We start from the raw sequence: 26669 nt of genomic DNA, 5'->3' as shown, positions 1-26669 counted from the left end.
TGCATTTTTGAGCGAAACAAAAACGCGAGCAGGCAGCAGAGGTGGTCAACATTCCCTGGCCAACCAAGTAGAGTCGCGCCAAGAAACGTCAGAGCAGGTCACCTTTTCCATGAGTTCATCGCGCAAGTCAGGCAAGCTGGTGGCGGATCGCCGATATTCCGGCAAAAGCCCCGGCCAGACACCCAAGAAGCCAGCAAAGAAAAAGAAGGCCCCCACACCGCGCCGCGCACCACGCCGGCGGGGCCCTGTGGCGTGGATCCTTGGCTTCTTTGGCTGGATCATGCGAACGGTGTTGAAAATCACTGTCAGCGTGGCGGTTATCGTGGCCCTGTTGATCGGGTCATGGGTGCTTTACACGTCATCGACCCTGCCGGAGCTGAACACGCTGCTGGACGGGCGGGCGCGCGGGTCGGTGACGCTGATGGACCGCGACGGGCGCGTATTTGCCCTGCGCGGCGACCAGTTCGGCGGTGCTGTCACGGCGACGTCGGTCAGTCCGCACCTGAAGAACGCTGTTGTCGCCACAGAGGACAAGCGGTTTTACAGCCACTTTGGTCTCAGCCCACGGGGCATTGCCTCTGCGGTGCGCATCAACCTGTCCGAAGGGCGCGGGCCACTGTCCGGACACGGCGGGTCGACCATCACCCAGCAGACCGCGAAATTGCTGTGCCTTGGCCGCACGTTTGACCCGAAGGAATGGAAAAACGAGGCCGAATTCGTCGCCGATTGCCGTCAGGGCTCGCTGGAGCGCAAGATCAACGAGGCGATCTTTGCCATGGCGATGGAGGTGAAATATTCCAAGAATGACATTCTCTCCATTTACCTCAACCGCGCGTATATGGGGGGCGGCGCCTATGGGGCCGAGGCCGCGGCGCAGCGCTACTTTGGCAAACACGCCGCCGCGCTGAACCCGTCCGAGGGCGCCATGATTGCAGGCCTCCTGACGGCACCCTCCACGTTGTCCCCCACCTCGAACCTGGAACGGTCGCAGGCGCGCGCCGCGACGGTGCTGCGCCTGATGGAGGAGCAAGGCTACCTCACCGCCGAGCAAGAAGCAGAAGCGCAACGCAACCCGGCGAGGCTGTCCTCGCAGGCAGACAGTCTGGGCGGCGGGTACTTTGCCGACTGGGTCATGCAGTCCGGGCCGGAGTTCTTTACCAAGGACACGACGGAGGATGTGCTCATCTCCACCACCATGGACCCGCGTTTGCAGCAGGCAACCGAGGACGCCGTGGATAAGGTATTTCGCGAGAAGGTCTCTGACAGCTCAAAGGCGCAGGTGGCCGTGATTGTCATGTCCGCCGACGGGGCGGTCCGGGCCATGGTCGGCGGGCGCGACGTTGACGCCACGGGGCTGTTCAATCGCGCCTTCCAAGCGGTGCGGCAGACCGGCTCTGCCTTCAAGCCGTTCATCTATGCCACGGCGCTGGAGCTGGGCTATTCGCCCTACGACACGGTGCTGGACGAGCCTTACTGCCTGAACATTCCCGGGTCGGGCCAATGGTGCCCGGAGAACTACACCCGCAAATACTCGGGCCGTGTGACCCTGATCGACGCGCTGAAACGGTCGCTGAACATTCCCGCGATCAAGGTGTCCGAGTCGGTGGGCCGCGATCTGGTGATGCGGGTGGCCCGCGATTTCGGCATCTACCGGGATCTGCAGGATGTGCCCTCCATGGCTTTGGGCACCTCCGGGGCAACGCTGCTGGAAATGACGGGCGCCTATGCGGGCATTCTGAACGGCGGGTCGTCGGTGACGCCCTACGGGCTGAAGGAGCTGCGTCTGAAGGGTGAGCAAGAGCCGCTCATGGGGACGGGCGGTGGCATCGGGGAGCGCGTCATTCAGGAAAGCGCGGCGCGGCAGTTGGCCTGGATGATGGAAAAGGTCGTGAGCGAGGGCACCGGCGGACGGGCCAAGGTCGACGGCTGGCAAGTGGCGGGCAAGACCGGCACCAGCCAGGAGGCGCGGGATGCATGGTTTGTCGGCTTTACCTCGGAATACGTGGCCGGTGTATGGATGGGCTACGACGACAACACCCCACTGACCGGCGTGACCGGCGGCGGCTTGCCTGCGGAGATCTTTGGCGAAGTCATGGCGCGCGTTCACGACGGGATGACACCGCAACCGCTGCCGATGGAAGCCCCGGTGCCCCCTGCCCCCGAGCCGGAGCCCGCCCCGCAGGTCGTCCAACAGCCGCAGGTGCAGCCCGCGCCGCGCACACCGGGCCGCACGCGGCAGGTGGAAAGCAACTCTCTGGAGGATGTGCTGCGCAGCATCTTTGGCGGCAACTGACCGCCGGGCAGCATGATCGAGACACGAAAAAGGGCGGGGAAAATCCCCGCCCTTTTTGTCATGAGGCTATGGAGGTGGGCCTTACAGCCCGTCCATCTTCCGCGCCAGCTTGGCGTCGAGCGAGGACAGGCCATCCACGTCATGCGTGGTCAGCGTGACCTCTACCGTGTTGTACGTGTTGGACCACTCCGGATGGTGGTTCCACTTTTCCGCGTAGAAAGCGGCGCGCGTCATCCAGCCGAACGCCTCCACGAAGTTTTCGAACTTGTAGGTCTTGCGAATGGCATCGCGCCCTTCGACCATCTCCCAGCCGGTGTCGAACAGGGGGGCCAAGACGGTTTTGCGGCCAGTGTCGGACAGACGTTCATTCATTGCTGTTCTTCCCTTTGGTCTTTGCGAAACGGGCCGAAAGAGGTCATGATTTCAATGTCCTCGTCGATGGCGCGTCTCTCTTCTTCAAGGTAGCGGGCAACGGCGTCACGGAAACCCTCGTTCGCCAGCCAATGCAGCGAATGGACCTGCGCGGGCAAATATCCGCGCGCCAGTTTATGTTCCCCCTGGGCGCCGGCTTCGACGCGGGACAGGCCGTGGGCAATGGCAAAGTCGATGGCCTGATAATAACACGCCTCGAAATGCAGGCAGGGGTGATCTTCGACACAGCCCCAATAGCGGCCATAAAGCACGTCGCGCCCGATGAAATTCAGCGCACCCGCCACAGCGGTGCCGTCGCGTTCACACATGACAAGCGCGATGTCGTCGCGCAGTGTCTCCTGCGCTGCTTCGAAAAACGCGCGGGTCAGGTAGGGCGTGCCCCATTTGCGACTGCCCGTGTCCTGGTAGAACTGCCAGAAGGCGTCCCAGTGTCGGGGCTGAATGTCGTCACCGGTGAGCGTGCGAATCGTGCCGCCAAAGTCCTGCGCGGTGCGACGCTCCTTGCGGATGTTCTTGCGCTTGCGCGACGACAGATCGGCAAGGAACGCGTCGAAGTCGGCGTAGCCATCGTTGTACCAGTGGAATTGCTGCGTGACGCGACGCAGGAGACCCAGCTCTTCGCCGGTTTCGGCCTCCTCTTCCGTACAAAATGTAATGTGCAGGGAGCTGAGCTCGTGATTGCTGGCGAATTGCACCGCGCCTTGGGTGAGGGCGGACTGTCCCAGCGCCTCGTATCCCGGTTTGGTCAGAAAGCGTCGCCCCGTGGCGGGGGTGAAGGGCACGGCGATCTGCATTTTCGGATAATAGCGCCCGCCCGCGCTTTCCAGTGCATGCGCCCAGTTGTGGTCAAAGATGTATTCGCCCTGGCTATGGCCCTTGGCGTACATGGGCGCGACGGCGACCGTCTCTCCCTCCACCTCGACCGCGAGGTAATGCGGCTCCCACCCGGTGCCGGGACCGACGGAGCCGCTGTCCTCCAGCGCCTTCAGGAACCGGTACGTGGTGAATGGGTCGTTTGGGCGTCCGCCATCTGCGGCCTCCGGACAGGCACAGGCATCCCACACCGCCGCATCTATTTGCGACAGGGAGGGCAGGACATTGACGGCGACGTCACGGGCAGCGGTTTCGGTGGTCATGTTGTTGAATTTGGCCCACGGCACGCGGGGTTCAAGCGGCGTAGCCTTCGAAGGTGACATTGTCCGCGATTTGCCGCGCTTGCGCCTCCTCCTCCGGTGTCCGGATCGTCCAGCACAGGATGGGCAGACCGGCTTCGTGCAGGGCCTTCACCCTTGGGTTTGTCAAATCCGTGTGATCGTGACTGATGAAGGCGAGGCGGATCTCGTCCGCCAGGGCGATCCGGGACAACTCCGCGCGCTCCTCGGCAGAGAGGATCGGGAAATCCTTCGCGGTGCCCGCACAGGTGGTCAGCCCCACGGGGCGATCCGGGCAAAGGTCCCTCAGCAAGCGGACCGTGTGCGGGTTGAAGGACATCAGCGCTGCGGGCCCGTCGTAGGTCGTCAGGGCCTCAGACGTGGCACGCTCCAACGCGCCCGTGTCGGGGCCCATGGCGCCGTCCTGATCCTTGAGCTCGATCAGCAGCGGCACCTGGCCTGCCACGAGGGTCAGGACGTCGGCCAGCGTAGGGATGCCCTCGTCGGTGCCGGAGAGGTGGATGGCCCCGAGCGCCGCAGCATCGCGTTGGCGCAGGGGGCCTGTATCGCCGGTCAGCCGGGACAGGTCATAGTCGTGAAAGACCATGGCCTGCCCGTCTGCGGAGAGTTGCAGGTCGATCTCGATACCGTAGCCCGCCGCAATGGCCGCCCGGATTGCGGCGCGGGAATTCTCCGGCCGCCCCATCGCGCGATCATGCAGGGCACGGTGCGCGATGGGCGTGGCCAAAAAGGCGTCGGGCAGGATTGGCATCAGGCGACCTCGAAGATGCCTTCGATTTCGACAGCGACACCCAAGGGCAGCGACGCAGCGGACACGGCAGAGCGCGCGTGACGGCCCGCATCGCCCAAGACCTCGACCATCAGGTCGGAGGCGCCGTTGATGACCTTCGGCTGGTCGGTGAACTCTGCGGGGGAGTTGACGAAACCCACCAATTTCACAACGCGTTTGAGGCGGGTCAGGTCGCCGTCACAGGCGGCCTTTACCTGAGCCAGAAGGCTGAGCGCGCAGGCGCGTGCGGCGGCAGTCCCCTCTTCGACCGACAGGTCTGCGCCGACCTTGCCGGTGATCAGCGCGCCGTTGGCCATGCTGATCTGGCCGGAGACATAAAGCGTGTCGCCCGTGCGCACGAACGGCACGTAGTTGGCGGCAGGCGCAGGGGCGTCCGGCAGGGACAGTCCAAGGGCGGAAAGGCGATCTTCGATCGGGTTGCTCATGATGGGATCCTTTGGTCGCGAATTTTCCGCGACCGTATCGCCCGTGCAGCGGATTGCAACGGGATAAGCGCAGGTGCCGATGGGCGCGGCGGATCGGTCGGGAGGCATCCCGACCGAAGCGGGCTCAGCTCTCGCGGAAGGCGCGGGCGAAGTAGTCCATGAAGGGCTTCACCAGATAGGCCAGCGGTGTGCGATCCTCGGTTCGTATGAACGCTTCGACCGGCATGCCGGGGATCAGCTTCGCCCCTTCCGGCAGGCGCTCGATCTCGCCCTCGTTCAGAAGGATTTCCGCGCGATAATAGCGCACGCTGGAGCGTTCGTCCTCAAAGGCGTCGGCAGAGATCTGCACCACTTCGCCGAACAGCTCCGGCGTTTGCTTCTGGTCAAGCGAGGAGAACCGGAGGCTGACGTCCTGATCAACGAACAGCTGATCGATGTGGATCGGTTCCACCTGCGCTGCGATGACCAGCGGACGGTCCTGCGGCACCAGATAGAGCACCGGATCAGCAGGCCGGATGACAGAGCGCGGGGCAAAGACCGTCAACCCGTAGACCACGCCGGAGACGGCCGCCTTTATCTCCATCCGGCTGAGCCGCTCACGCAGGGCGCGGCTTTGTTCTGCCAGCTCGCGCTCGCGGAATTGCAGGTCCCGCAGGGTGGTGATGGCCTCTTCGCGGCGGCGGGTGGTGAGAGAGATGATCTGGATCTCCGTCTCCGTGATGCGGCCCTCGGCCTGTGCCTTCTGCGCCACCAGTTCGCCTACGGTGCCCGACAGGCGCGCCAATTCGCGTTGCAGCGCCAGCACTTCGGGTTCGCGCACAAGGCCGCTGCGACGAAGCGTTTGCTTGCTGGCCAGTTCCTGCTCGATCAGGTCGAGTTGTGCTTCCAGCGCGTCTTGCTGGGCCTCGATGCCGCCAACCTGATCGGTGATCTGTTCGGTCCGCTTGGTCAGCTGTTCCACCTCCCCGGTGAGCGATTCGGCGCGGGCGAAGAACAGGTTGCGCTGCCCCTCGACAAGTTCGGCCACTTCCGGATCGCTTTCAGCGGCGGTCAGCACTGCCTCGGCGAAGACGATTTCCTCTGCCAGATCGCGTTCGGCCACGAGCCGCGCGCGACGTGCCATGAGTTCGTACAGCTGCCCCTCGACGATGGTCAGTTCCGAGCGCAACAGCGTGGGGTCAAGTTTGATGAGCGTGTCACCCTCGGCCACCGTGTCACCTTCGCTGACAAGGATTTCCGAGACCACCCCGCCGTCGGGATGCTGGACCACCTGCCGGTTCTGATCGACCTCGATCTGACCGGAAGCAACGATGGCTCCGGAAATGTTCGTCGTTGCGGCCCAGGTCCCGAAGCCACCGAACAAAATCGCCACCGCGATCAGGCCCACAGCCATGGGCGTGCGCGTCGAAAAGCTGGCATGACCCGCAGGTGGGGGGCTGCCTGGGGTGGCCTTTGGCGCGGCCGTGTTCGGGCCGGAGGGCCCGCCCGCTTGCGGCGCGAGGGGCGCCTTGTCCTGGGTCACCGGCTGTGGCTGCTGTGCGGCCCGAGGGTGCGGGGCGGCTTGCCGTGGCTTTGGTCGAGACTGGGCCGGTGCAGGTTGGCTTTGCACCACGCGGTCAGTCGGGATCTTTCCCAGGATGGCCTTGCCCTCTGGGGCGGGCTGCGTCGGGCGGTTGCCCTTTGGGTTGTCGGCGTCGCTCATCTCACCCCTCCCGGCGTTGCCGCCTTTTGGATCTGCTGATGATTTTTGACCATCTGTTGCAGCACCTCGTCCTTGGGTCCAAAGGCCACCCGTTGACCGGCCTCCAGCATCAGCAACTTGTCACATTCCTTGATGGCGGCAGGTCGGTGCGCCATGATCAGCACGGATTTGCCCGCCGCCTTGAACCCCTTGATGGCAGTGTTCACCGCCTCCGACCCCTCGTTGTCGAGGTTCGAGTTCGGTTCATCCAGCACAAGGATCACCGGGTCGCCGTACATCGCCCGCGCCAGACCGATGCGTTGCATCTGCCCGCCGGACAGGCGCCCCCCGATGGAGGTGACGCGCGTGTCGTAGCCCTGCGGCAGCTTGAGGATCATGTCATGGGCATCGGCCTTCTTGGCTGCTTCGACCACGGCTCCGGCATCCGGCTGCGGTGACAGGCGGGCGATGTTTTCCGCGATGGTGCCGTCGAACAACGTCACGCGCTGCGGCAGATAGCCGATGTGGTGGCCGAGGACATCTGGCCCGTATTGATCAAGCGATGCGCCATCGAGCCGGATCTTACCACCCGCGGGTCGCCAGATCCCGGTGAGCGCCCGCGCCAGCGTGGATTTGCCGGAGCCGGACGGGCCGATCACACCGATGGCCTCGCCCGGATTGACGTTGAAGGAAATCATCCTCAGCGCCGCCTGCTGTTCACCCGGGGCGACCACCGTGGCCTGCTGCACGTCAAGCCGCGCGGCGGGTTTGGGCAGGGCTGTGCGCTCTTTCTCCGCGGGGACTTCGGTCAGGAGCTGGGCAAGATTGTCCCACCCCTTGCGCGCCCGTGTCACCAGCGGCCATTGGCCAATGGCCAGTTCGATCGGCGCCAGGGCACGGCCCATCAGGATTGACCCGGCGATCATCGCGCCGGAGCTGAGTTCGCCCTGCAGCACCAGGTAAGCCCCGAGCCCCAGCATCAGCGATTGCAGCAACATGCGGAAGGCTTTGGTGAACGTCGTGAATGTACCCGTGATGTCGGCAGAGGTGATCTGCCCCGACAGGGCCTGTCCACGCGCCCCGATCCAACGGGTGAAGGCATCGCTGCGCATTCCCAATGCCTGCACCATCTCTGCCTCACTGCGGATCTGGTCGGAGGTGCGCTCGGCCTGCATCACCGCCATGTTGCTTTTGAGTGTGGGGTCGCGAGAGATGATCTGGTTGGCAATCGTCACGCAGATCAGAAAGCCACCGCCCACCACCGCAAGAGACCCCATCCAAGGGTGGAAGATGAACAAACCGAACAAGAAGACAGGCGTCCAGGGAATGTCGAATGCCGCCAAAAGCACGGGCGAGGACATCAGACGCTGCACGGATTCCAGATCCCGCAGGCCGGTTTGAGACAACTCATCAGGCTGCACCGCCGCGCGCCGCAGCACCGCGTCAAAAACCCGCAAATCCAGCGCCGCCTGAAAACGAGCAGCGACACGGCCCATGACGCGCCCTCGCACATAATCCAGCAGGCCCATCATCGAATAGAGAAAGATCACCAGAACCGTCAGCGCAATAAGCGTCGCCACCGACCGCGACCCCAACACCCGGTCGTACACCTGCAACATATACATCGGGCCCGTCAGCATCAGCAGGTTCACCAAGGCGCTGAAGATCCCCACAAACCAGTAGTATTGCCGCGACTGCCGGCGTGCGGCGCGCAGCTCCTCTCGCCCGGTGTCTTTTGTCTGGCTACTCATAATGCCCCTCTGGCCCCCACAAAATACGTTAACTGCCGACTACGTGCTGCAAAAATCTTAAGACAATCCCGTGCCCCTTGTCGCCATTGTGCCACATGAGACTGGAATTGAGCCCGGTTTCTTGGGCACAATACAAAATCAAATTAAAGAGTCTTGTAAGGAAATATGATAGGTTTCCAAAGGTTTTTGCTGGGGGCGAAAGATATGACCGCACGACGTGGGGTTTTGGCCAGCCTGATGGTGGCCATCGTATTGGCCGGATGCTCCACTCCCGGACCGGGAGAGGCCCCCGATGGCATATGGGATCCGCAAGAGGGCACCAATCGTCGCATTCACGATTTCAACCGGCGGGTCGATGAAAGATTGCTCAAGGACAACGGCACCGGCCTGTCAGATGGATTGCCTCAGGGCACGAAGCTGGCCGTGGCTGGTTTTGCCGACACGGCAGGAACACCGCAAACAATTGTAAATCAATTGCTTCAATTGCGCCTGTGGCGTGCGACGAAAAACACGTTACGGTTTGCCTTGAACACAACCGTTGGATTGACCGTGATGGACCCTGCCTCTGAATGGGGCCTGGTGGAAGACACAAGCGATTTTGGCGAGACATTGGCGGTCTGGGGCTTGCCCGAAGGGGCCTATGTGGAGCTCCCGCTCCTGGGTCCGTCAACCGAACGAGACGCCACCGGGCGCGTGGTGGATCTGTTCACGAACCCGATCAGCTATATCGTGCCCGCGCCAGAAAGATACCTGGGCCCTGCTGCGAATATCGCCGACAAGCTGATCTCGCGCAGCGAATATTCGGACACCGTTGAGTCCGTGCTGTATGATAGCGCCGACAGTTATGCGCAGATGCGGCTGATTTATTTGCAGAACCGCAGGTTCGAATTGGGCGAAACCGCGCCAGAGGCCGAGGAGATTGACCCGATGGCGCTGGATACGTCTGGATTTTGAGCCTCGACGATTCTTGCGGACAAGACCGCTGATTGACCCGAAGGAGTGCTTTTACATGGACCAATTCTTTACCCGCCGCCATTTTTTGACCATTGCAGGCGCGTTGACCGTTGCAGCCCCGTTGCCCGCCTGGGCGCTGAACGATTCGCAGGCGCGCGGCCTTGTGGAGGGGCTGGTCGGACAGGTCAATTCCGTTATCGCGTCCGGCAAATCGCCGGGGGCCATGTATGGTGATTTCGAACGCATCTTCCGCCGATATGCCGACACCTCCTACATTGCCGCCTATGCGATGGGGGCGGATGGGCGCAGCGCATCGGCCGCACAAAAGAAGGCGTTTACCGATGCCTTTACCGGCTATATCTCGCGCAAATATGGCTCTCGTTTCCGCGAATTCATCGGTGGACGGCTGGAAGTACAGGGCGTCCGTGCGGTGAAGAATTATTACGAGGTAAAAACGATGGCATACCTGAAGGGGCAAGCCCCCTTTGAGGTGACGTTCCACGTCTCCGACCGCGCTGGCAAACCCCTGATGTTCAACATGTTTATCGAAGGCATCAATATGCTTCTGACCGAAAGGACAGAAGTTGGCGCGATGTTGGATCGCCGGCGCGGCAACATCGACGCCATGATCGCAGATCTGCGCAAGGCGGGGTGACGCGAAACGCGCGGGCTGTTCTGCGGGATGGTGGGCGGGGCGCCTCTGGCGTAGCCAGACAGCGTCCGCCCCCATCCCGACACTTACACTGGGATATTATCGATCAGGCGCACGCCATCAATCCATGCGGCGGCGAACAAGCGACCCTCGCCTGACAGGCGTTCCTGGCATTCCAAATCCTCTGCCCCTCGCAGATCGAGATAGTCGACCTCTGTAAAACCGTCTTGCAGCAACTGTGCCTCGGCCACGGCCCGCAGGTCGGCGACCCCGCCCCCCGCGCGCAGACCCTCGGCCATCCGGCGCATTTCCCGGATCAGGCCCGCAGCCTGCCCCCGCGCCGTGTCAGACAGGCGCTCATTGCGCGAAGACATGGCCAGCCCGTCGCGCTCGCGTACGGTGGGACATCCGATGACCTCAATGGGCAGATCCAGATCGCGCGTCATGCGGCGCACCACCTGCAATTGCTGAAAGTCCTTCTCACCGAAATAGGCCTTGTCCGCGCCGCTTTGCATGAACAATTTGGTCACGATCGTGGCCACGCCATCGAAGTGCCCAGGACGGTGCGCGCCGCACAATACGTCGGTCAGACCGCTCACCGATACGGTGGTGGCAAAGCCCGTCGGATACATCTGATCCACATCCGGCGCATACAGCACGTCCACCGCAAATGGCGCGAGCTTGTCACAATCGCTGTCTTCCGTGCGCGGATAGCTGTCCAGGTCGGAGGGATTGTTGAACTGCGCCGGATTCACGAAGAGCGTCACGATCACCCGGTCGCAGTCGTGCTTGGCGGCCTTCACCAGCGACAAATGCCCGTCGTGCAGCGCGCCCATCGTGGGCACGACGCCAATGCGCGCGCCGTCCTTGCGCCATTCAGCAACCTTTGTGCGCAGGTCCCGCAGGCTGCGGATGATCTGCGGATTTCGGGCAGCGTGATCGAAGACGATCTGATCCTGCCGGGTCATGCGGAGCGTTCCACGTCAGAAAAGACATGCTCGGGCCCTGGGAATTGGCGCGCACGAACCTCGGCCGCGTAGGCCGCAATGGCGGCCTCTCCGTCTTCGCCCAATGTACCATAACGCTTGACGAACTTCGGCTTGAAGGCCGTGAACAGCCCCAGCATGTCATCGACCACGAGGATCTGGCCGTCACAGCCCGCGGATGCGCCAATCCCGATTGTCGGGATCTTCAGCTGCGCGGTGACCGCATCGGCAAGGCCCTGTGGCACCTTTTCCAGAACCACGGCAAAAGCTCCGGCCTCCGCGACGGCGCGGGCGTCGGCCATCAACTTGCCGGCCGCTGCACCGCGGCCCTGCACCTTGTAGCCACCAAGCGTGTGAATCGATTGTGGTGTCAGGCCGATGTGCGCCATCACGGGAACACCGCGCGCGGTGAGAAAGCGAATCGTTTCCGCCATGTCCACCCCACCTTCGAGCTTGACTGCCGGTGCGCCGGTCTCGCGCAGGATGCGGGCCGCGTTGCGGAAGGCCTGTTCTTTTGTTTCCTCGTAAGATCCGAAGGGCATGTCCACGACCATCATGGCCGTTTTCAGGCCACGCGCCACAGCCTGGCCGTGGAGGATCATCATCTCCATCGTGACGCCAAGAGTGGATTCGAGCCCATGCAGAACCATCCCGACGGAGTCGCCCACAAGGACGAAATCCACATGATCGTCCATCATCTGCGCCATCGGCGTCGTGTAGGCCGTCAGGCTCACCAAAGGCGCGCCGCCTTTGGCGTTTCGAATGTCCTCAGGCGTCTTGGCCCGAGACTGTCCAGTGGTGCTCATGCTTGGCTCCTCCCTCCAAAACGACGGCAGCGCACGGCTCACGATATGTCGTGAGAAACGCGCCACGCGTCATAAAGTTGCGCGGACGTATCACATGCCGCAGCGCAGCGCTACATATCATTTGGTGACACACACAGGAAGCTCCGAGACTGAAACGCGGCGTCAGACATGTATCAGCGGTGGGCAAGGCGCGCCGAATAGGGCGTCAATTGCCCACGTGGCAAATACATATGCACGCCGTCTTGTGCCGATTTCAGGGTCGCTCCAGACGGGGTGAGGCGTAAGTCAAAGCGCTGCTCCCCGTCGGTCAGTGTCACATGCACAGTGGTGTCATCCGACGGGTCCGGCAGGGACAGCCGCCCGAACCGCGGGTTTCTGACATTCGCATGGCGGCTGGCCAGGACATGCAGCGCGGTCGCGAGATGCATCTGCCCAAGGTGTGTGCACCGAGCAGCGATCTCTGCATCAGAGAGATAGATCAGCAGGTCGTCGGCGATGATGTCCGCTGCCTCGGCGTCTGGCATGGCAAAGAGCGACAGACCGGCATCATCGGTGACAGCCATCAGCGTCGCACCGCTATCCAGTTGGACGGTTTGGGTCGTGGCTTGTGTCGCGCCGGTCCAGCTATGCACGGGCCGATCCATCTGGCGGATCACATCACCCCGGTTCAGCAGGCGCAGCGCCTCGGCGATGGCGATGGTGTGACGATCTTCGAACCGGGCCGCGATCTTGTGGAAATCACGTTGTTCAAGACGACGCGCACGGTCCACGTTATCGTCGCAATAGTGGCCCAGCGCCCCCTTCCAGTGGCGGTCCGGAATAACGACGTGATCTGGATGCTCCGCCATCCAGCGCGCGATGCGCACACCCAGCGGCGCGATACGGTTCAGACGTGCGAAGGGGATATCCAGACGGTCAAGCGCCGGCACATCATCGGGGATCTCCACATAACCATGCGCCTTGCACCATTTTGCCATAGAGCGGGCGAGGATTTCGTAGGGTTCCGCCTTGAGCGCGCGCAGCCCCTGGACAACGTGGCGCACCGCCACATTCCCCAGGCCAAGTGCGATGATCGTGCGTACAAAGCGCGCGTGGCCCCCGGCCAGAACCTCGCGGCGATAGAGGTCCACCATCGCGGCGCGCAGCATGGCCGGGTGAAGCTCGTCATGGTGATACAGCCCCTGTTGCGTCAGCGTGGCAAAGGCATCGGCCAGCGCCTCCAACACCGGGTTGGGGTCATGGGGCAACGCGCCCAGCGCGCGACACGGCAGGGGTATTTGGGCGACCGTCATCACGGGCGGGACGGCAAAATGCACCTCCGGGAAGGCAAGCGTGATCCCGTCGGAGACGGGAGGCGCGCGATGGCACTGTCCTTTTGTCGTTGTCACGAGATTCAACATTGCTGCCAGCATTCCCGGTCCCCCTTCACCGTCGATTAACCAGGATATCGTGCGCAATCGCGGCACAACCATGGCGCGCAACGGGAGTTTTCGCGACAGACGAATATCGCAACACGGTTGCAGCGGCGGCGCGAAAGCCTCAACACTGACGTAACCACGTTACGGGAGACGCCTCGTCATGACCTTCAGCCGCCTCATTGTCGCCGCATTTGCATTGTCCGCCAGCGCGGCCGCGGCGCAGCAGACCGACCTGACCATCGCCTTGCAACTGGAACCCCCGCATCTGGATCCGACGTCCGCCGCCGCAGGGGCCATCGACAGTGTTTTATATGCCAATGTTTTCGAAGGGTTGACCCGCTTCGACCAGACCGGCGCCGTGCAGCCCGCGCTGGCACAAAGCTGGGAGATCTCTGACGACGGGCTGACCTACACCTTCACCCTGGCGGAGGCGACCTTTCACGATGGCACCAGCTTTGACGCCGAAGATGTGAAGTTCTCGCTCGACAGGGCGCGGGCAGACGACAGCGTGAACGCGCAAAAGCCACTTTTCGAGGCGATCGAAACGGTGGAGGTGGTTGACGCCCGCACCGTGCGGCTGACCCTGTCAAAGCCGGAGGGCAACCTGCTGTTCAACCTTGCCTGGGGCGATGCGGTGATCGTCGCGCCTGAGAGCATTGAGACCATAAAGAGCGCGCCCGTGGGCACCGGCCCGTTCCGCTTTGCTGACTGGCGGCAGGGCGACAGCATCACGCTGACCGCCTTTGACGATTACTGGGGGAAGGCCCCCGCCCTGACGGAGGCGACGTTCAAATTCATCTCCGACCCGACGGCGGCCTTTGCTGCGGTGATGGCGCAGGATGTGGACGCCTTCGCCGGCTTCCCCGCGCCTGAAAACCTGCCCATCTTCGAGGCCGATCCGCGGTTCCAGGTTCTTGTGGGGTCCACCGAAGGCGAGACGATCCTTGCCATGAACAATGGTGAGGCGCCCTTCGACAATCCCAAGGTGCGTGCGGCCGTGGCGCATGCCATCGACCGGCAGGCCGTGATCGACGGCGCAATGTATGGCTATGGCACCCCCATCGGCACGCATTTCGCGCCGCACAATCCCGATTACCTCGACCTGACCAATCTGTCGGCCTTTGATCCCGAACAGGCGAAGGCGCTGCTGGCAGAGGCGGGCTATCCCGACGGGTTCGAGACCACGCTGAAGCTGCCGCCGCCGTCTTATGCACGCCGGGGCGGGGAGATCATCGCATCGCAGTTGCGTGCCGTGGGGATCGAGACGCAGATCACCAACCTCGAATGGGCGCAGTGGCTCGAAGAAGTGTTTCGCGGCAAGGACTTCGGCCTGACCATCGTCAGCCATACGGAGCCAATGGACATCAGCATTTACGCGCGGCCCGACTACTATTTCCAATATGGCGCGCCGGAGTTGGTCGCCGTATTCGACGCGCTTGGCGCCACCTCGGATCCGGCGGAGCGCACCACCTTGCTGCAGGACGCCCAGCGCATGATTGCCGAGGATCACGTCAACGCATATCTGTTCCAGCTCGCCTTTCCCACGGTGGCTGATGCGCGCCTGGAGGGCCTGTGGCAAAACCAGCCCACGCAGGCCACGGACCTGACGGCTGTGCGCTGGACGCAATAACAGCGCTCCGGGACCTGTCGCATGTGGTTCTACCTTGCCCGCCGCCTGCTGTCGCTTGGCGTCAGCTTGATTGCCGCCAGTGCGGTGATTTTTCTTGTCGTGGAAATCGCGCCGGGCGATCCTGCCGCCTACATGCTGGGGATCAATGCGCAGCCGGAAACCCTTGCCGCGCTGCGCACCGAGCTGTCATTGGATCTGCCCGCCCCGGCCCGGTACTGGCACTGGATCACGGGGATGCTGGGCGGTGATTTCGGCACGTCTTATACCTACCGCACCCCGGTGGCGGATATGGTGGCGGATCGCCTGACCGTCTCCCTGCCTTTGGCGGTAATGGCGCTGGTTCTGGCGGTGGCGGTCGCCCTGCCCGCCGGTTTGTTTGCCGCCTCCCGCCGGGGCAAGCCCGGCGATGTGGCCGTGATGGGCGCGGCGCAACTGGGTGTGGCGGTGCCAAACTTCTGGTTTGCGATGCTGCTGGTGTTGGGTTTTGCGATCACTTGGCGGATTTTTCCCTCCGGCGGCTTTCCCGGCTGGGATCAGCCGCTACAAGCCTTGCGGGCGCTGACCTTGCCCACCATTGCGCTGGCCCTGCCGCAGGCCGCCATTCTGGCGCGGGTGTTGCGGTCCTCGCTGATCGACGCGCTGCACGAGGATTACATCCGCACCGCGCGGGCCAAGGGACTGACCCCCGGCCAAGCGCTGCGCCGTCACGGGTTGCGCAATGCGCTGATCCCGGTCTTGACCCTGATGGGGCTGCAATTCTCCTTTTTGCTGGCAGGAGCGATCATCATCGAACAGGTGTTCTACCTGCCGGGATTGGGCCGGCTGATTTTTCAGTCGATTTCTCAGCGTGACCTCATCACCGTGGAATCCGTGACCATGCTGCTGGTCTTTGCGGTGATCGTGGTGAATTTTCTGACGGATGTGGCCTATGCGGTGGCCGACCCTCGGCTGCGTCGCCAAGGCCGCCGCGCATGAGTCGCGCGCTGATCCTTGGTATGGTGCTGACCCTGACGGTGCTGGCAGGTGCGGCGCTGTCGCTGGTCTGGACGCCCTACGACATTACGCAGATGAGTATTCCCGACCGGCTTCAAGGGCCATCCGGCGCGCATTGGCTGGGCACCGATCACTTTGGCCGGGACATTCTTTCGATGCTGATGCTGGGCGCACGCACCTCGATTGCCGTTGCGCTGGTGGCCGTAGGCATAGGCGCAGGCGTGGGTGTGCCGCTGGGGCTGACCGCCGCCGCACGGCGTGGAGGTCTGGTGGATGAGGCGATTTCCCGTCTGTCGGACCTTGTGTTCGCCTTCCCCAGCCTCGTCATCGCGATACTGATTACAGCAAGCTTTGGCGCGTCTGCACTGAACGCGATCCTTGCCATCGGCATCTTCAACATTCCGGTGTTTGCACGCCTGACACGAGGGGCCGCGCTGCCGGTTTGGCAACGAGAGTTCATCCTCGCCGCGCGCACATTTGGCAAGGGCGCGGGACGGATCAGCGTGGAACATATCCTGCCCAACCTCACCAACCTGCTGATCGTGCAGTGCACCATCCAGTTTTCGCTCGGCATTCTCGCCGAGGCCGGTCTGAGCTATGTTGGCCTTGGCGCGCAGCCCCCCACCCCCAGTTGGGGCCGAATGCTGGCCGACGCACAAACCCTGGTGACGCTGGCGCCGCATGTGGCCTTGATCCCGGGATTGACCATCGTGCTGACCGTTTTGGGGCTGAACCTGCTGGGCGACGGTCTGCGCGATGCGCTGGACCCACGTCTGAAAGTGATCCGCGCGTGAGTGTGAATCGGATGCCACACGCCGAGGCCGCGGCCCCACTGCTGTCGTTGCGCGACCTGTCCGTGGCGATCAGAGGACGAGGTCTGCTGCACGACGTATCGCTGGATATTGCGGCCGGCGAAGTCGTGGCGCTGACAGGCGAGTCCGGATCGGGCAAGTCACTCACCGCTTTGGCCACCATGGGTCTGCTGCCCACGCGCGCGCAGATCAGCGGGACGTTGCGTTTTGCCGGACAAGACCTGTTGCCGTTGGCGGAACCGCAGCGCGCGGCATTGCGCGGGCGTCATATGTCGATGATCTTCCAAGAGCCGATGACCGCGCTCAACCCGCTTCAGACCATCGGCCAACAGATCGCGGAGGTCTGCGCCATCCATCGCGCGCCACCGCCAGACCTGGCCGCGCTGCTCGACCGAGTGGGACTGGATCTGCCGCCGTCGCGCTATCCGCATGAGCTGTCGGGTGGCCAACGGCAAAGGGTTGTGATCGCCATGGCCGTGGCCTTGCGTCCCAAGCTGATCATCGCGGATGAACCGACCACAGCACTGGATGTCACCACGCAATCGCAGATCCTGACGCTGCTAAAGGACCTCACACGTCAACACGGCAGCGCGCTGATGATGATCACGCATGATCTGGCCGTGGTGGCGGATATGGCGGATCGCATTGTCGTCATGAACAAGGGCCACGTGGTGGAAACCGCGCCGACCGCGACACTTTTGGCGGCGCCGCAACACGCCTATACGCAAAGCCTGTTGGCGGCGTCGGCGCATCGCACCAAACTGCCGCCGCGTGCCGTTGGGAGCAGGCTTTTGGCCGCACGCGATGTCACCATCACCTACCCCGCAGCGCGTCGCCTTCTGCGCGGCCCAGCGCCGGTCCCTGCGGTGCAGAAGGTGAGCTTTGATATCAGAAAAGGCGAGCGGCTCGGGCTGGTGGGGGAGAGCGGCTGTGGCAAGTCCACCCTTGCCCGCGCGCTGTTGGGGCTTCAACCGCTGGCAGAGGGCGAGATCACATTGGACGGCGCGGCGATCAACACGCGAGCGGCGCGGCAGCGGATACAGGTCGTATTCCAGGACCCTTACGGCAGTTTCAACCCACGCCACCGCGTGCGCCGTCTTTTGGCGGAACCGCTGCACCTTCTTGACCACCGCCCGTCGCGTCGCGACGTCGATGCCTCCATTGCCCGGGCCTTGACCGACGTGGGACTGTCCCCCGACGACGCGGAAAAGCACATTCACGCGTTCTCGGGCGGGCAACGGCAGCGGCTGGCCATTGCACGGGCGCTCGTCATCTCACCGGAGCTGATCGTGCTGGACGAAGCTGTGTCTGCGCTTGATGTGCGGGTGCGTGCAAAGGTGCTGGACCTACTCGCCGATTTGTCGGCCAAACGGGGCCTTGCCTGGCTGTTTATCAGTCATGATTTGTCGGTGGTCCGTTCGGTCACCGACCGGGTTCTGGTGATGGACAAAGGGCAGATCGTCGAGGATGCCGCAACCCAGGCGCTGTTCGACCGCCCGGCCCATCCGGTCACCCGGCGACTTCTGGCCGCTGCGCCAAGAGGCGTTTGAAAGCAGCACGTGCAGATTGCGACCTCTGCCGAAAGAGCTGTATCGCGCCACGGATCCAACATCGGGCCGCAGACGTCCTCATGGTGCGATTTTTGATGATCTGCGGATGTTCCTTGGTGCGCCGATCCGTTTAAGTTGCAGATATGCGCCACGCGTTCGAAAGGTCTTTCATGCTTCCCGGCCCACGTAATCTGATCACCGATGTTCCCGGCTTGCAGGTCGGCAATGCACACGATTCAATGCTGCGATCCGGCGTCACCGTGGTTACAGCGGATGCGCCCATGGTGGCGTCTGTCGCGGTACACGGCGGCGCGCCCGGCACACGAGAGACGGATTTGCTTGCACCGGACAAGAGCGCGCCCGGCGTGGATGCCCTGGTCCTGTCAGGGGGCAGCGCCTTTGGCCTGGCGGCGGCGCAGGGCGTGATGGATGAATTGCACTCGCAGGGACGCGGGTTCGAGGTCCTGTCCGCGCGTGTCCCCATCGTGCCTGCCGCGATTCTTTTTGACCTGTTGAACGGGGGCGACAAGGCGTGGAGTGACAACCCCTACCCCGCGTTGGGCCGCGCGGCATTGGCGGCGGCAGAGGCCGATTTTGCCATTGGAACGGCGGGGGCTGGCGCGGGGGCGCAGACCGCACAGCACAAAGGCGGGCTGGGCTCCGCGTCTTTCGTGTTGGACGGGGTGACAGTGGGAGCGCTGGTCGCCGTGAACCCGATGGGCAGCGTCACGACCCCTTCGGGAGGGTATTTTCACGCGGCGCCGTTGGAAATCGCGGGGGAATTCGGCGGTTTGGGTGTCGATCCGGAGCCGTCCTGGCGCATTCTGCCCAGCCGCAAGGTGCAGGCGATGGCCGCGCAAGGGAACACCACCATTGCCATCGTGGCCACAGACGCGCGGCTGGACAAGGCGCAGTGTCATCGGTTGGCGGTTGCGGCCCATGACGGGATCGCCCGGGCCATCCTGCCAGCGCATACGCCGATGGACGGGGATCTGGTGTTTGCCGCCTCGACCGGCGCGCAGGAGGTCGACCCCGTGGCTTTGGCCATGCTGAGCCATGCCGCAAGCCTGTGTCTGTCCCGCGCCATTGCACGCGCGATATGGGAGGCCAAGCCAGAGCCCGGAGACACCTTGCCAACGCTTCGCGAGACGCTTTCCTAGCGCAGGATCGGCGGCTTGTCCGGATCGGAACCGGGCGCGGGGCGCACGGTTTCCACCTTGCGTTCCGGCGGCTTGGGAAGATCAAAGCGCAGTCCCGTGCGCGCGAGCTCCGCTGCCAACGGATCGTGCTGCGACAGGAAGGTGACGTCGATCGCCCCGGCCTCCAGCCCTGAGAAAACCAACGCCTCCTGTACGGCACCCGCCAAAGCCGGCTCCGCCCCCTCTGGCGCACCAATGATGCCGAGGATGTGCCCCTTGGCCCCACCTTCATAGGTGGCGCCCGAAAGCCACGCGGTGTCGGCCAGGCCGGCGGCGGTGGCGAGCTTGGCGTCCAGCGTGGTCAACAGCACCTCGGGCAACCCCTTGGGGGCGTGCAGACGCTCGATCCGGGCCTCATCCGTTTGCGGTGCCTGACCCAATGTGTCAGCCAGCCAGTGCATCGCCTCTGGCGGCAGAAGGGTTTCCGAGGCGGTGCCTGCGTTCAGGGCGATGCCGATACCCTGCCCTGCCAGCATCCCGGCCAGCGCCCGACCCGACAGCGCGACGTAAGGCACGGCACGGGTGGCGAAATCGGACAGCCGGTGCTCTCGGTCAAAGGCCAAAAGGAAACGTGCATCCGCGATATCGAAGACCTCGGGCGATATGTTGTCGCCCTCCGGCTCCTTCTCCAGCATCAGGTACAGCTCGGACGAGGCAAGCCGGTCGTAAAAGCGCAGGCGGATTGCATCGTCGTCCGGCGCGGCCTCCATCGCGGCAAGTGCTTGATCCAGCTGGGTTGTCTCGGTCATCTCAGGGCCTCCTGAACGTGGGACCGCAGGAGGGGGAGGAGATCCTCGCCAAACCACGGATTGCGTTTGAGCCATGCCGTATTGCGCCAGGACGGATGGGGCAAGGGGATCGCGTCAGGTAAGTGGTCGCGCCAGTGGGCGACGGTCTCTGTCACGCCGGTTTTCACGCCAAGGTGCCATTTCTGCGCGATGCCGCCGATGGGCAGGGTCAGGCGAATGTTCGGCAGTTCCGCCATGAGCTGTGTGCGCCATGTCCGCGCGCAAATGGCGGGCGGCGGAAGATCGGCCCCTTTGCGATAGCCCGGGAAACAGAACCCCATGGGAAGAATGGCCACGCGGCTCTCGTCGTAGAACGTTTCTGCATCCAGCCCCAGCCAATCGCGCAGACGATCGCCGGAGGGATCGGTGAAGGGCTTGCCCGAGGCGTGGACGCGCGCGCCCGGCGCCTGTCCCGCGATCAGCAGCGTTGCGGAGGGCTGCGCCCGCACGACGGGGCGCGGTGCGTGCGCCGTTTCGGTCTGCGCAAACCGTTCAGCACAAAGACGACAACCACGGATTTCAGCAAGCAAAGCGTCCATTGCACGCAAGATGGGTGACGATCGGAGCGAGGCAAGGGATGCACCTTATTTCGAGAGATGGCGAAATAAGACTTGCGCGACTCATTCGTTTCGTCATTTCTAGATTTATGAAAATGAATGAACAGACTGAATTGACGCCGGAGATCGTCGCGGCCCAGTTCGCGGCGCTTGGATCGGAGCAGCGCCTTGCGGTGATGCAGGTGCTGGTACGTGCAGGCGAACCCGGTCTGCGCATTGGCCAGCTGGGGGAGCGCTGCGGGATCACCGGGTCCACGCTGACGCATCACTTGAAGATCCTCGCAGCTGCCGGGCTGGTGCACCAAAAAAGGCAGGGGCGTGCGACGATCTGCGCCGCGGCCAATTACGGCGAAGTGCGGCTGCTGTCCGACTACCTGTTGCGCCATTGCTGCGCCGATTGCGCGCCTGACACCGAAGGAGGCCGTGATGGCTGATACCTCTGCACCGACGCCGCTCTGGCCACGCGTGAAAGACGCGATTTTCAACGCCTGGACCGCGATTGTCGTGGTGCTGGTTGCCGTGGCGCTGGTGGAGCCTGCCCAGCTGATGCCCACGATAAGCTTTGGGCTGGGCGCTTTGGGGCGAACCGCGCCCTACATCCTGTTTGCCGTGCTGGCGGTGGCCTATATGAAGGCCACCGGCGCTGAAACGCTGCTGTCCAAAGCGTTCGAGGGCCGGGAGACGCGGATGATTTTCGTGGCCGCGATCCTTGGCGGGCTGTCGCCGTTTTGCTCCTGTCAGGTCATCCCTTTTATCGCCGCACTTCTGGCCGTGGGCGCGCCGCTTTCAGCGGTCATGGCCTTCTGGATCAGTTCCCCCCTGATGGACCCGGCAATGTATTCGGTGACGGCCGGGGTGTTGGGGTTCAAGTTTGCCAGCGCCAAGATGGTGGCCGCCGTGTCGATCGGGCTGTTCGGTGGCTTTGGCACAATGCTGCTGAAAAGGACGCCTGTTTTCACCGATCCACTGCGCACTGCGCCCAAGGTCGGTGGATGCTGTGGCGTTAAAAAGCCGTTCCAAGGGGCGCCGCTCTGGCGCTTTTGGCAGGAGCCCGAAAGACGGGAGACCTTTCGCACCGCTGCCTTGGACAACGGGCTGTTCCTGCTGAAGTGGCTGGCACTGGCCTATGTTCTGGAGGCGGTGATGATCCGCTATATTCCGGCGTCGAGCGTGGCGATGGTGCTGGGCGGCGAGGGTCTGAAGCCGATTTTACTGGGCGCATTCGTGGGTATGCCCGCCTACCTCAACGGATATGCTGCCGTGCCGCTCGTGCGCGAATTGCTGAACATGGGCATGGCCGATGGGGCCGCCATGAGCTTTATGCTGGCGGGAGGCGTATCATCGATTCCAGCCGCCATCGCGGTCTGGGCCTTGGTGAAGCCGCGCGTTTTTGCCGCCTACCTGGGTTTTGCGCTTACAGGGGCAGTGCTTGCCGGGCTGACATGGAGCGTCGTCGCCTAGCCGGTCGGCCTTGGTCGCACCCTTCAGCCGTCGAGCCGACCCGCAGGCCGTTCTGGCAGAGATGACCGCGATGCTCGACGCGCCAATCAGAAAGGCCTAAGGTACCAAGGCGTGTTCCGTCAGAGCGACGGGCCACGCCTTGGCCGTCTCCGGCGGGACAGAGTTTCTCAGGCCAGAGAGACATAGAGCCACGCGTTGTCATTGTTTCCGCTCAGGGCCATAATGTGGCCTAATTGCTATTTTAATCGAATTGAAACCCCATTTGGGGATAACGAGTGAACACCGGGGGAACCTCCCTGAATGCTAGAATTCGACATGGTATCGAAGTCCTTCTGGACAGGCACCCAGCGCAAGGTGATCCTTGACCGGGCGTCGTTTCGTGTCGAACTTGGGGAATCTCTTGGCATTCTCGCCCCCAACGGCACGGGCAAGACCACGTTGGTCCGCATGATGGCTGGATTGGAAAAACCCGATGAGGGCGAAATCCGGCGGGGATGTCGTATTTCATTTCCGCTGGGGTTCATGGGTGGGGTCGTCTCAAAGATCTCGGCCAAGGAAAACGCCCGGTTCATCGCGCGGATGTATGGGCTCGACCCGGACTATGTCGAAAGCTTCTGTCGCTGGCTCTGCGATCTGAAGGAATATTTCGACCAGCCTGTCGGGGTTTATTCCTCCGGAATGCGCGCCCGGTTCACCTTTGCCCTGATGTTGGCACTGGATTTCGACATGTACCTCATCGACGAAGGGATGCCGAATTCCACCGACGCCAATTTCAACAAGAAGGCCGGCGACCTGCTGGCCGAACGGCTTCGGACCACGACGATCATCATCGTCAGCCACCAGCCCGCCATTTTGGAAAAATTCGCGAAAAAGGCCGCCGTGTTGATGGACGGCCGATTGCATATGTTCGAAACCTTGGAAGAAGCGAAACAGTTGTATGACTACGAAACCCAAGGCTAAGAAGTTCCGCATCCGGCGGACAACCGAGAGCGGCGAAGCGGAAGCATCGTCGACGCAGTCCACGAGCGAGGCGCGCACCACCTCCGTTGAGGCAACGCGACCTGCCGTCCCGCAATCGACCAGCGCGGCGGGCAAGCCTGCCCCCGCGACGTCGCAAGCAAGCCTTTCGCGCCGCCCTGCCCCCGGCCCTCAGGACGCGCGCACGTCTGCGGCAGGTTCTGCGTCGGAGCGCCCAAGCGCCACATCGCAAGAATCACGCCCGACCGCCGCACACCCCGCGACGCCGCGGACCGCCGCCACATCTCGCGCCTCAGTACAGCCGGCCACGTCGCGCCCGCCGTCGCAAAGCTCCGCCGTATCAGGCGGTGGCGCCTCAGCCGCGCCCGCCGCGCAAGAGGACGCTGCCATGCATGCAGGCGAGGTATCCTCCCCGGCCCAGGTGCAGGGCGAAACCGATATGGAAGCGATCCGTCAAGAGGGCCTCACCGGACGCCAACTCCGCATGGCGCGCCGTGTCGCACAGAAACACGGGCTGGCACCGACATCGGATTTCGACGCGGTGCGCCTGCTGCGCAAGCAGGGCATCGACCCGTTTCAGCGCAGCAACATGTTGGAACTGGTGAATCCCGCTGGGCACAGCCCTGAAAAGCACGCAGCTGAGGGCAAGGTGCAATTGCCGCAGACTGTTCAGGTCGAAAAGCAGAAATTGCCATCGACCGAATCCATGCCTCCGTCAGAACGCCGCGCCATTGAAATCGCCCGGATTCAGAAAGAGCTGGCTGCCCGTCGTCGCAAGAAAATGATGCTGCTGCTGGCACGGCTGGCCGTCTTTGTCCTGCTGCCGACTTTCATCATGGGCTACTACTTTTACGTTGTCGCCACGCCGATGTATTCCACAAAGTCTGAATTCCTGATCCTCAAAAACGACGGCTCCGGGGCGGCTGTGCCCAGCTTCCTCAGCGGCACATCTTTCGATACGGCACAGGACGCCATCGCGACGCAAAGCTATTTGCAATCCAAGGAAGTCATGCTGCGGCTGGATGCGGACGTGGGGTTTGTCGACCATTTCTCACAGGAATCAATCGACCCGATTCAGCGACTTGAACCCGATGCGTCGAACGAAGAAGCGTACAAGCTGTACAAGAAGAATGTGCAGATCAGCTTCGACCCGACCGAAGGCGTGATCCGCATGGAAATCACCGCCGCCGACCCCGATCTGGCGGCGCAATTCAGCCGCGCCCTGATCACCTACGCCGAGGCGCGCGTCGACAACCTGACCGCGCGCAAACGGTCTGACTCGGTCTTGTCAGCAGAGTCGAATTTGATCAAGGCCGAGAACGACCGAATGTCTGCGCAGGAGAAACTCGTGCGCATGCAACAAGAGGGCAATATCGTTGACCCGGAAGGACGCATCGGCGCCTTGCGCGCGCAAATCAACACCCGAGAGCTCGAACTGCAGGAAAAACGGCTTCAGCTGCAGGCCCTGCTCGACAACTCTCGCCCGAACACCGCAAAGGTCGATGGCACGCGCGGAGACATCCGGCGCCTGGAAGCTTTGCTGGCGCAGTTGAACAATGAGATGACACAGGCCACGACCGGGGAACAGTCACTGGCGGAAATGGCGGTCCAGATCAAGCTTGCCGAAGCAGACCTCGCCACCCGCGACCTGATGTTGCAATCCGCTCTGGAGCGACTGGAAGGCGCGCGCCGTGAGGCCGACAACCAGGCGCGTTACATGACCACCTCGGTGGAACCTGTCGCCTCTGAGGATCCCAGCTATCCGCGCAAATTCGAAAACACGATCCTGGCTTTCCTGATCTTTGCCGGAGCCTACCTCATGATCTCCCTTACGGCCTCGATCTTACGGGAGCAAGTGTCCAGCTAAGCCAGTTTTCAGGATCTCCCCGGCCGTCATGCGGCCGGGACTTTTGTTTCAAGTCAGGGCCTTGCCTGACGCGCGGCTGATCTGACTCAGGAAACTATCATAAAACTGAAAAATAGTTGGGAAATGCGCTTGCACCCCCCCACGTCCCTTTGCTAGACGCGTCGACGGAGAGGTGGCCGAGTGGTCGAAGGCGCACGCCTGGAAAGTGTGTAGGCGGGGAACCGTCTCGAGGGTTCGAATCCCTTCCTCTCCGCCATTTAAACCCGACTTTGGGCACACCAATCACACCCGATTTCTGCACGTGGCCGCCTTCGAGCGTCCTCCGCACTTCCATTTTCGATCAGATGATACGCATTGCGTCGTCGGCGAGCGCGACACGTTGTGCCAAGGCGCGGAGGTGATTCCGCCGATAGCCGCCTTCTCGATTCCGGATACGATCGCGTGCAATCTGCGAGGACTACTGGATCATTGCAGAAGTGACAGCGCTGTTGCAGGGGCTGTCCGAAGCGTGGAGGCGATCACGACGCGCGCGGGCAGTTCGATCTAGGATTGCGGGCTTGCAAGAGCTCGTGTTCGGCGTCGAAGGTCTCGCGGTCGATGATCGGCGGGACCGGCACGATGACGATTTCATCGGCTTCCTTGTCCGTCTTGTTCTTGCGGTTCTTGCCCAATTGATGCTCGCCCATATAGGTGCGCCGCGCCAGGATGCGGTGAACCTGGCCGACGCCCCAGCGCCGCCGTTCCGCGTGAAGATGCCCTTGGCGTTGAAATGGTTGACGACGGCATTTACACCCATCTGTCCAGCATCGCAGTCGCCTTCAAGTGCGAGCCGATAGATCAGGCGGACGGTGTCATCGTGCAGAGGGGCGAGTTCCAGCTTCTCCTTGACCTTCGCGCTGCGCTGCTCGGCTGCGAGCCATCCCAGAAGCCGTCCCGCAGGTTTTCCTTCAAGGCGCGCAGGACCTGCTTGGCGGTTTCCTTGGACTGGTCTTCGTCGAACGGCGCCATGATCTGCCGCGTCCTGACGTGCATGGGGTCGTCTCCCATCACCTGCGTGATGGAGAAGAGGCGAATACCGTTCTTCGCCAGCGTCCTGACAGAGAACTTCAGCTCGGAATGATCGCGGAAGCAACGCGAGAAGCTTTGAACCACGACGACATCAAAGGCCGCGTGATTGGACATTCCCGCCTCGATCATGCGCTGGATCTGCGGTGTCGGTCATCTGTGGCCGACGCGCCAACCTCCATGAAGGTCTCGTAAGCTGATAGCCCCTCGCTTCGCACCATGCATCGCCCTGCTTGCGCTGGTCTGGGGATCGACACGGCATGTTCGGCCTGCCGGCTGGTGGAGACTAAAGACACGCAGGTAGAGAGCGGCTCTCACGGCGACATCGGGATTACGGACTTTCATTTGCGGGTTCCTTTCCTGCGAGGCTTGATCAGCGCAAGACCAGGTCAACCCGGTCACGAATGAC

At 62.8% G+C, this 26669-nt stretch carries 26 protein-coding genes and 1 tRNA gene; 13 read left to right on the top strand and 14 right to left on the bottom strand.

The window, feature by feature from the left end; genetic code table 11:
• The first annotated feature begins 109 nt into the window (after positions 1-109).
• Positions 110-2293 carry a transglycosylase domain-containing protein gene (locus GGQ68_RS02690; RefSeq protein ID WP_183962842.1) on the top strand — a complete coding sequence of 728 codons (2184 nt, stop codon included), beginning with the start codon at positions 110-112 and terminating at the stop codon, positions 2291-2293.
• 81 nt (positions 2294-2374) lie between these two features.
• On the opposite strand, the gene GGQ68_RS02685 is transcribed toward GGQ68_RS02690, so the two are convergent.
• The 6 genes from GGQ68_RS02685 to GGQ68_RS02660 form a co-directional block, all read right to left on the bottom strand.
• Positions 2375-2665, bottom strand: coding sequence for a 4a-hydroxytetrahydrobiopterin dehydratase (locus GGQ68_RS02685; RefSeq protein ID WP_183962841.1), 291 nt, complete (start codon positions 2663-2665; stop codon positions 2375-2377).
• On the bottom strand, positions 2662-3861 hold the full coding sequence (locus GGQ68_RS02680; RefSeq protein ID WP_183963010.1) for a GNAT family N-acetyltransferase: 1200 nt from the start codon (positions 3859-3861) through the stop codon (positions 2662-2664). Before GGQ68_RS02680 ends, GGQ68_RS02685 begins: the two co-directional genes overlap by 4 nt.
• A 31-nt stretch (positions 3862-3892) precedes the next feature.
• Positions 3893-4648, bottom strand: coding sequence for a glycerophosphodiester phosphodiesterase family protein (locus GGQ68_RS02675; RefSeq protein ID WP_183962840.1), 756 nt, complete (start codon positions 4646-4648; stop codon positions 3893-3895).
• The gene (locus tag GGQ68_RS02670) at positions 4648-5112 is read right to left on the bottom strand and encodes a RidA family protein (protein ID WP_183962839.1); all 465 of its coding nucleotides are present in this window, start codon (positions 5110-5112) and stop codon (positions 4648-4650) included. The genes GGQ68_RS02675 and GGQ68_RS02670 overlap by 1 nt, the downstream gene beginning before the upstream one ends.
• A gap of 124 nt (positions 5113-5236) precedes the next feature.
• On the bottom strand, positions 5237-6505 hold the full coding sequence (locus GGQ68_RS02665) for an HlyD family type I secretion periplasmic adaptor subunit (protein ID WP_183963009.1): 1269 nt from the start codon (positions 6503-6505) through the stop codon (positions 5237-5239).
• A 305-nt stretch (positions 6506-6810) separates the two neighbouring features.
• The gene (locus GGQ68_RS02660; protein ID WP_183962838.1) at positions 6811-8544 is read right to left on the bottom strand and encodes a type I secretion system permease/ATPase; all 1734 of its coding nucleotides are present in this window, start codon (positions 8542-8544) and stop codon (positions 6811-6813) included.
• 204 nt (positions 8545-8748) lie between these two features.
• Between GGQ68_RS02660 and GGQ68_RS02655 the strand changes: the two genes are divergently transcribed.
• Positions 8749-9498: an MlaA family lipoprotein gene (locus GGQ68_RS02655; protein ID WP_183962837.1), complete on the top strand. Its 750-nt coding sequence runs from the start codon at positions 8749-8751 to the stop codon at positions 9496-9498.
• A 55-nt stretch (positions 9499-9553) separates the two neighbouring features.
• Positions 9554-10153 carry an MlaC/ttg2D family ABC transporter substrate-binding protein gene (locus GGQ68_RS02650; protein WP_183962836.1) on the top strand — a complete coding sequence of 200 codons (600 nt, stop codon included), beginning with the start codon at positions 9554-9556 and terminating at the stop codon, positions 10151-10153.
• A gap of 83 nt (positions 10154-10236) precedes the next feature.
• Here the strand turns inward: GGQ68_RS02650 and panC are convergent, their stop codons facing one another.
• The 3 genes from panC to GGQ68_RS02635 all read right to left on the bottom strand — a co-directional run bounded on the left by panC (position 10237) and on the right by GGQ68_RS02635 (position 13354).
• On the bottom strand, positions 10237-11118 hold the full coding sequence (panC, locus tag GGQ68_RS02645) for a pantoate--beta-alanine ligase (RefSeq protein WP_183962835.1): 882 nt from the start codon (positions 11116-11118) through the stop codon (positions 10237-10239).
• The gene (panB, locus tag GGQ68_RS02640) at positions 11115-11942 is read right to left on the bottom strand and encodes a 3-methyl-2-oxobutanoate hydroxymethyltransferase (RefSeq protein WP_183962834.1); all 828 of its coding nucleotides are present in this window, start codon (positions 11940-11942) and stop codon (positions 11115-11117) included. The genes panC and panB overlap by 4 nt, the downstream gene beginning before the upstream one ends.
• A 173-nt stretch (positions 11943-12115) precedes the next feature.
• On the bottom strand, positions 12116-13354 hold the full coding sequence (locus GGQ68_RS02635; protein WP_183962833.1) for a hypothetical protein: 1239 nt from the start codon (positions 13352-13354) through the stop codon (positions 12116-12118).
• Between the two features lie 166 nt (positions 13355-13520).
• On the opposite strand from GGQ68_RS02635, the gene GGQ68_RS02630 reads away from it, so the two are divergent.
• The 5 genes from GGQ68_RS02630 (at position 13521) to GGQ68_RS02610 (ending at position 19505) form a co-directional block, all read left to right on the top strand.
• The gene (locus tag GGQ68_RS02630) at positions 13521-14990 is read left to right on the top strand and encodes an ABC transporter substrate-binding protein (protein WP_183962832.1); all 1470 of its coding nucleotides are present in this window, start codon (positions 13521-13523) and stop codon (positions 14988-14990) included.
• A 21-nt stretch (positions 14991-15011) separates the two neighbouring features.
• On the top strand, positions 15012-15965 hold the full coding sequence (locus GGQ68_RS02625; RefSeq protein WP_183962831.1) for an ABC transporter permease: 954 nt from the start codon (positions 15012-15014) through the stop codon (positions 15963-15965).
• The gene (locus GGQ68_RS02620; protein ID WP_183962830.1) at positions 15962-16777 is read left to right on the top strand and encodes an ABC transporter permease; all 816 of its coding nucleotides are present in this window, start codon (positions 15962-15964) and stop codon (positions 16775-16777) included. Before GGQ68_RS02625 ends, GGQ68_RS02620 begins: the two co-directional genes overlap by 4 nt.
• An 11-nt stretch (positions 16778-16788) precedes the next feature.
• A complete protein-coding gene (locus GGQ68_RS02615; protein WP_183963008.1) occupies positions 16789-18345 on the top strand; it encodes an ABC transporter ATP-binding protein in 1557 nt (518 codons plus the stop codon).
• Positions 18346-18515: 170 nt separating this feature from the next.
• Positions 18516-19505, top strand: a complete 990-nt coding sequence (locus GGQ68_RS02610; protein ID WP_183962829.1) for a P1 family peptidase — start codon at positions 18516-18518, stop codon at positions 19503-19505.
• Here GGQ68_RS02610 and GGQ68_RS02605 read toward each other — a convergent pair.
• Entirely contained in the window at positions 19502-20293 is a 792-nt protein-coding gene (locus GGQ68_RS02605) for an SseB family protein (protein ID WP_183962828.1), read from the bottom strand. The two genes, GGQ68_RS02610 and GGQ68_RS02605, sit on opposite strands and share 4 nt — an antisense overlap.
• Entirely contained in the window at positions 20290-20871 is a 582-nt protein-coding gene (locus GGQ68_RS02600; protein WP_183962827.1) for a uracil-DNA glycosylase family protein, read from the bottom strand. The genes GGQ68_RS02605 and GGQ68_RS02600 overlap by 4 nt, the downstream gene beginning before the upstream one ends.
• 107 nt (positions 20872-20978) lie before the next feature.
• Between GGQ68_RS02600 and GGQ68_RS02595 the strand changes: the two genes are divergently transcribed.
• From GGQ68_RS02595 to GGQ68_RS02585, 3 genes are all read left to right on the top strand, one after another.
• A complete protein-coding gene (locus GGQ68_RS02595; protein WP_183962826.1) occupies positions 20979-21323 on the top strand; it encodes an ArsR/SmtB family transcription factor in 345 nt (114 codons plus the stop codon).
• The gene (locus tag GGQ68_RS02590) at positions 21316-22350 is read left to right on the top strand and encodes a permease (RefSeq protein ID WP_183962825.1); all 1035 of its coding nucleotides are present in this window, start codon (positions 21316-21318) and stop codon (positions 22348-22350) included. Before GGQ68_RS02595 ends, GGQ68_RS02590 begins: the two co-directional genes overlap by 8 nt.
• A gap of 300 nt (positions 22351-22650) precedes the next feature.
• The gene (locus tag GGQ68_RS02585; RefSeq protein WP_183962824.1) at positions 22651-23310 is read left to right on the top strand and encodes an ABC transporter ATP-binding protein; all 660 of its coding nucleotides are present in this window, start codon (positions 22651-22653) and stop codon (positions 23308-23310) included.
• A gap of 189 nt (positions 23311-23499) precedes the next feature.
• Here GGQ68_RS02585 and GGQ68_RS24225 read toward each other — a convergent pair whose 3' ends face one another.
• Positions 23500-23718, bottom strand: a complete 219-nt coding sequence (locus tag GGQ68_RS24225; RefSeq protein ID WP_246429221.1) for a hypothetical protein — start codon at positions 23716-23718, stop codon at positions 23500-23502.
• Between GGQ68_RS24225 and GGQ68_RS02580 the strand changes: the two genes are divergently transcribed.
• Positions 23717-25195 (top strand): KpsE/RkpR family capsule polysaccharide export protein, encoded by a 1479-nt coding sequence (locus tag GGQ68_RS02580; protein WP_246429220.1) that lies wholly within the window; start codon positions 23717-23719, stop codon positions 25193-25195. The genes GGQ68_RS24225 and GGQ68_RS02580 overlap by 2 nt on opposite strands.
• Before the next feature lie 166 nt (positions 25196-25361).
• A tRNA-Ser gene (locus tag GGQ68_RS02575) sits at positions 25362-25451 on the top strand.
• 262 nt (positions 25452-25713) lie between these two features.
• On the opposite strand, the gene GGQ68_RS24220 is transcribed toward GGQ68_RS02575, so the two are convergent.
• Positions 25714-25899, bottom strand: a complete 186-nt coding sequence (locus tag GGQ68_RS24220) for a recombinase family protein (protein ID WP_246429243.1) — start codon at positions 25897-25899, stop codon at positions 25714-25716.
• A 133-nt stretch (positions 25900-26032) separates the two neighbouring features.
• A complete protein-coding gene (locus GGQ68_RS24110) occupies positions 26033-26392 on the bottom strand; it encodes a recombinase family protein (RefSeq protein WP_221235495.1) in 360 nt (119 codons plus the stop codon).
• Positions 26393-26669: the final 277 nt, after the last annotated feature.

It is taken from the genome of Sagittula marina (assembly GCF_014196795.1).
Lineage (GTDB): Bacteria > Pseudomonadota > Alphaproteobacteria > Rhodobacterales > Rhodobacteraceae > Sagittula > Sagittula marina.
Note: the sequence above shows the minus strand (reverse complement) of the source record. Positions and strands in the feature narration are given on the sequence as shown.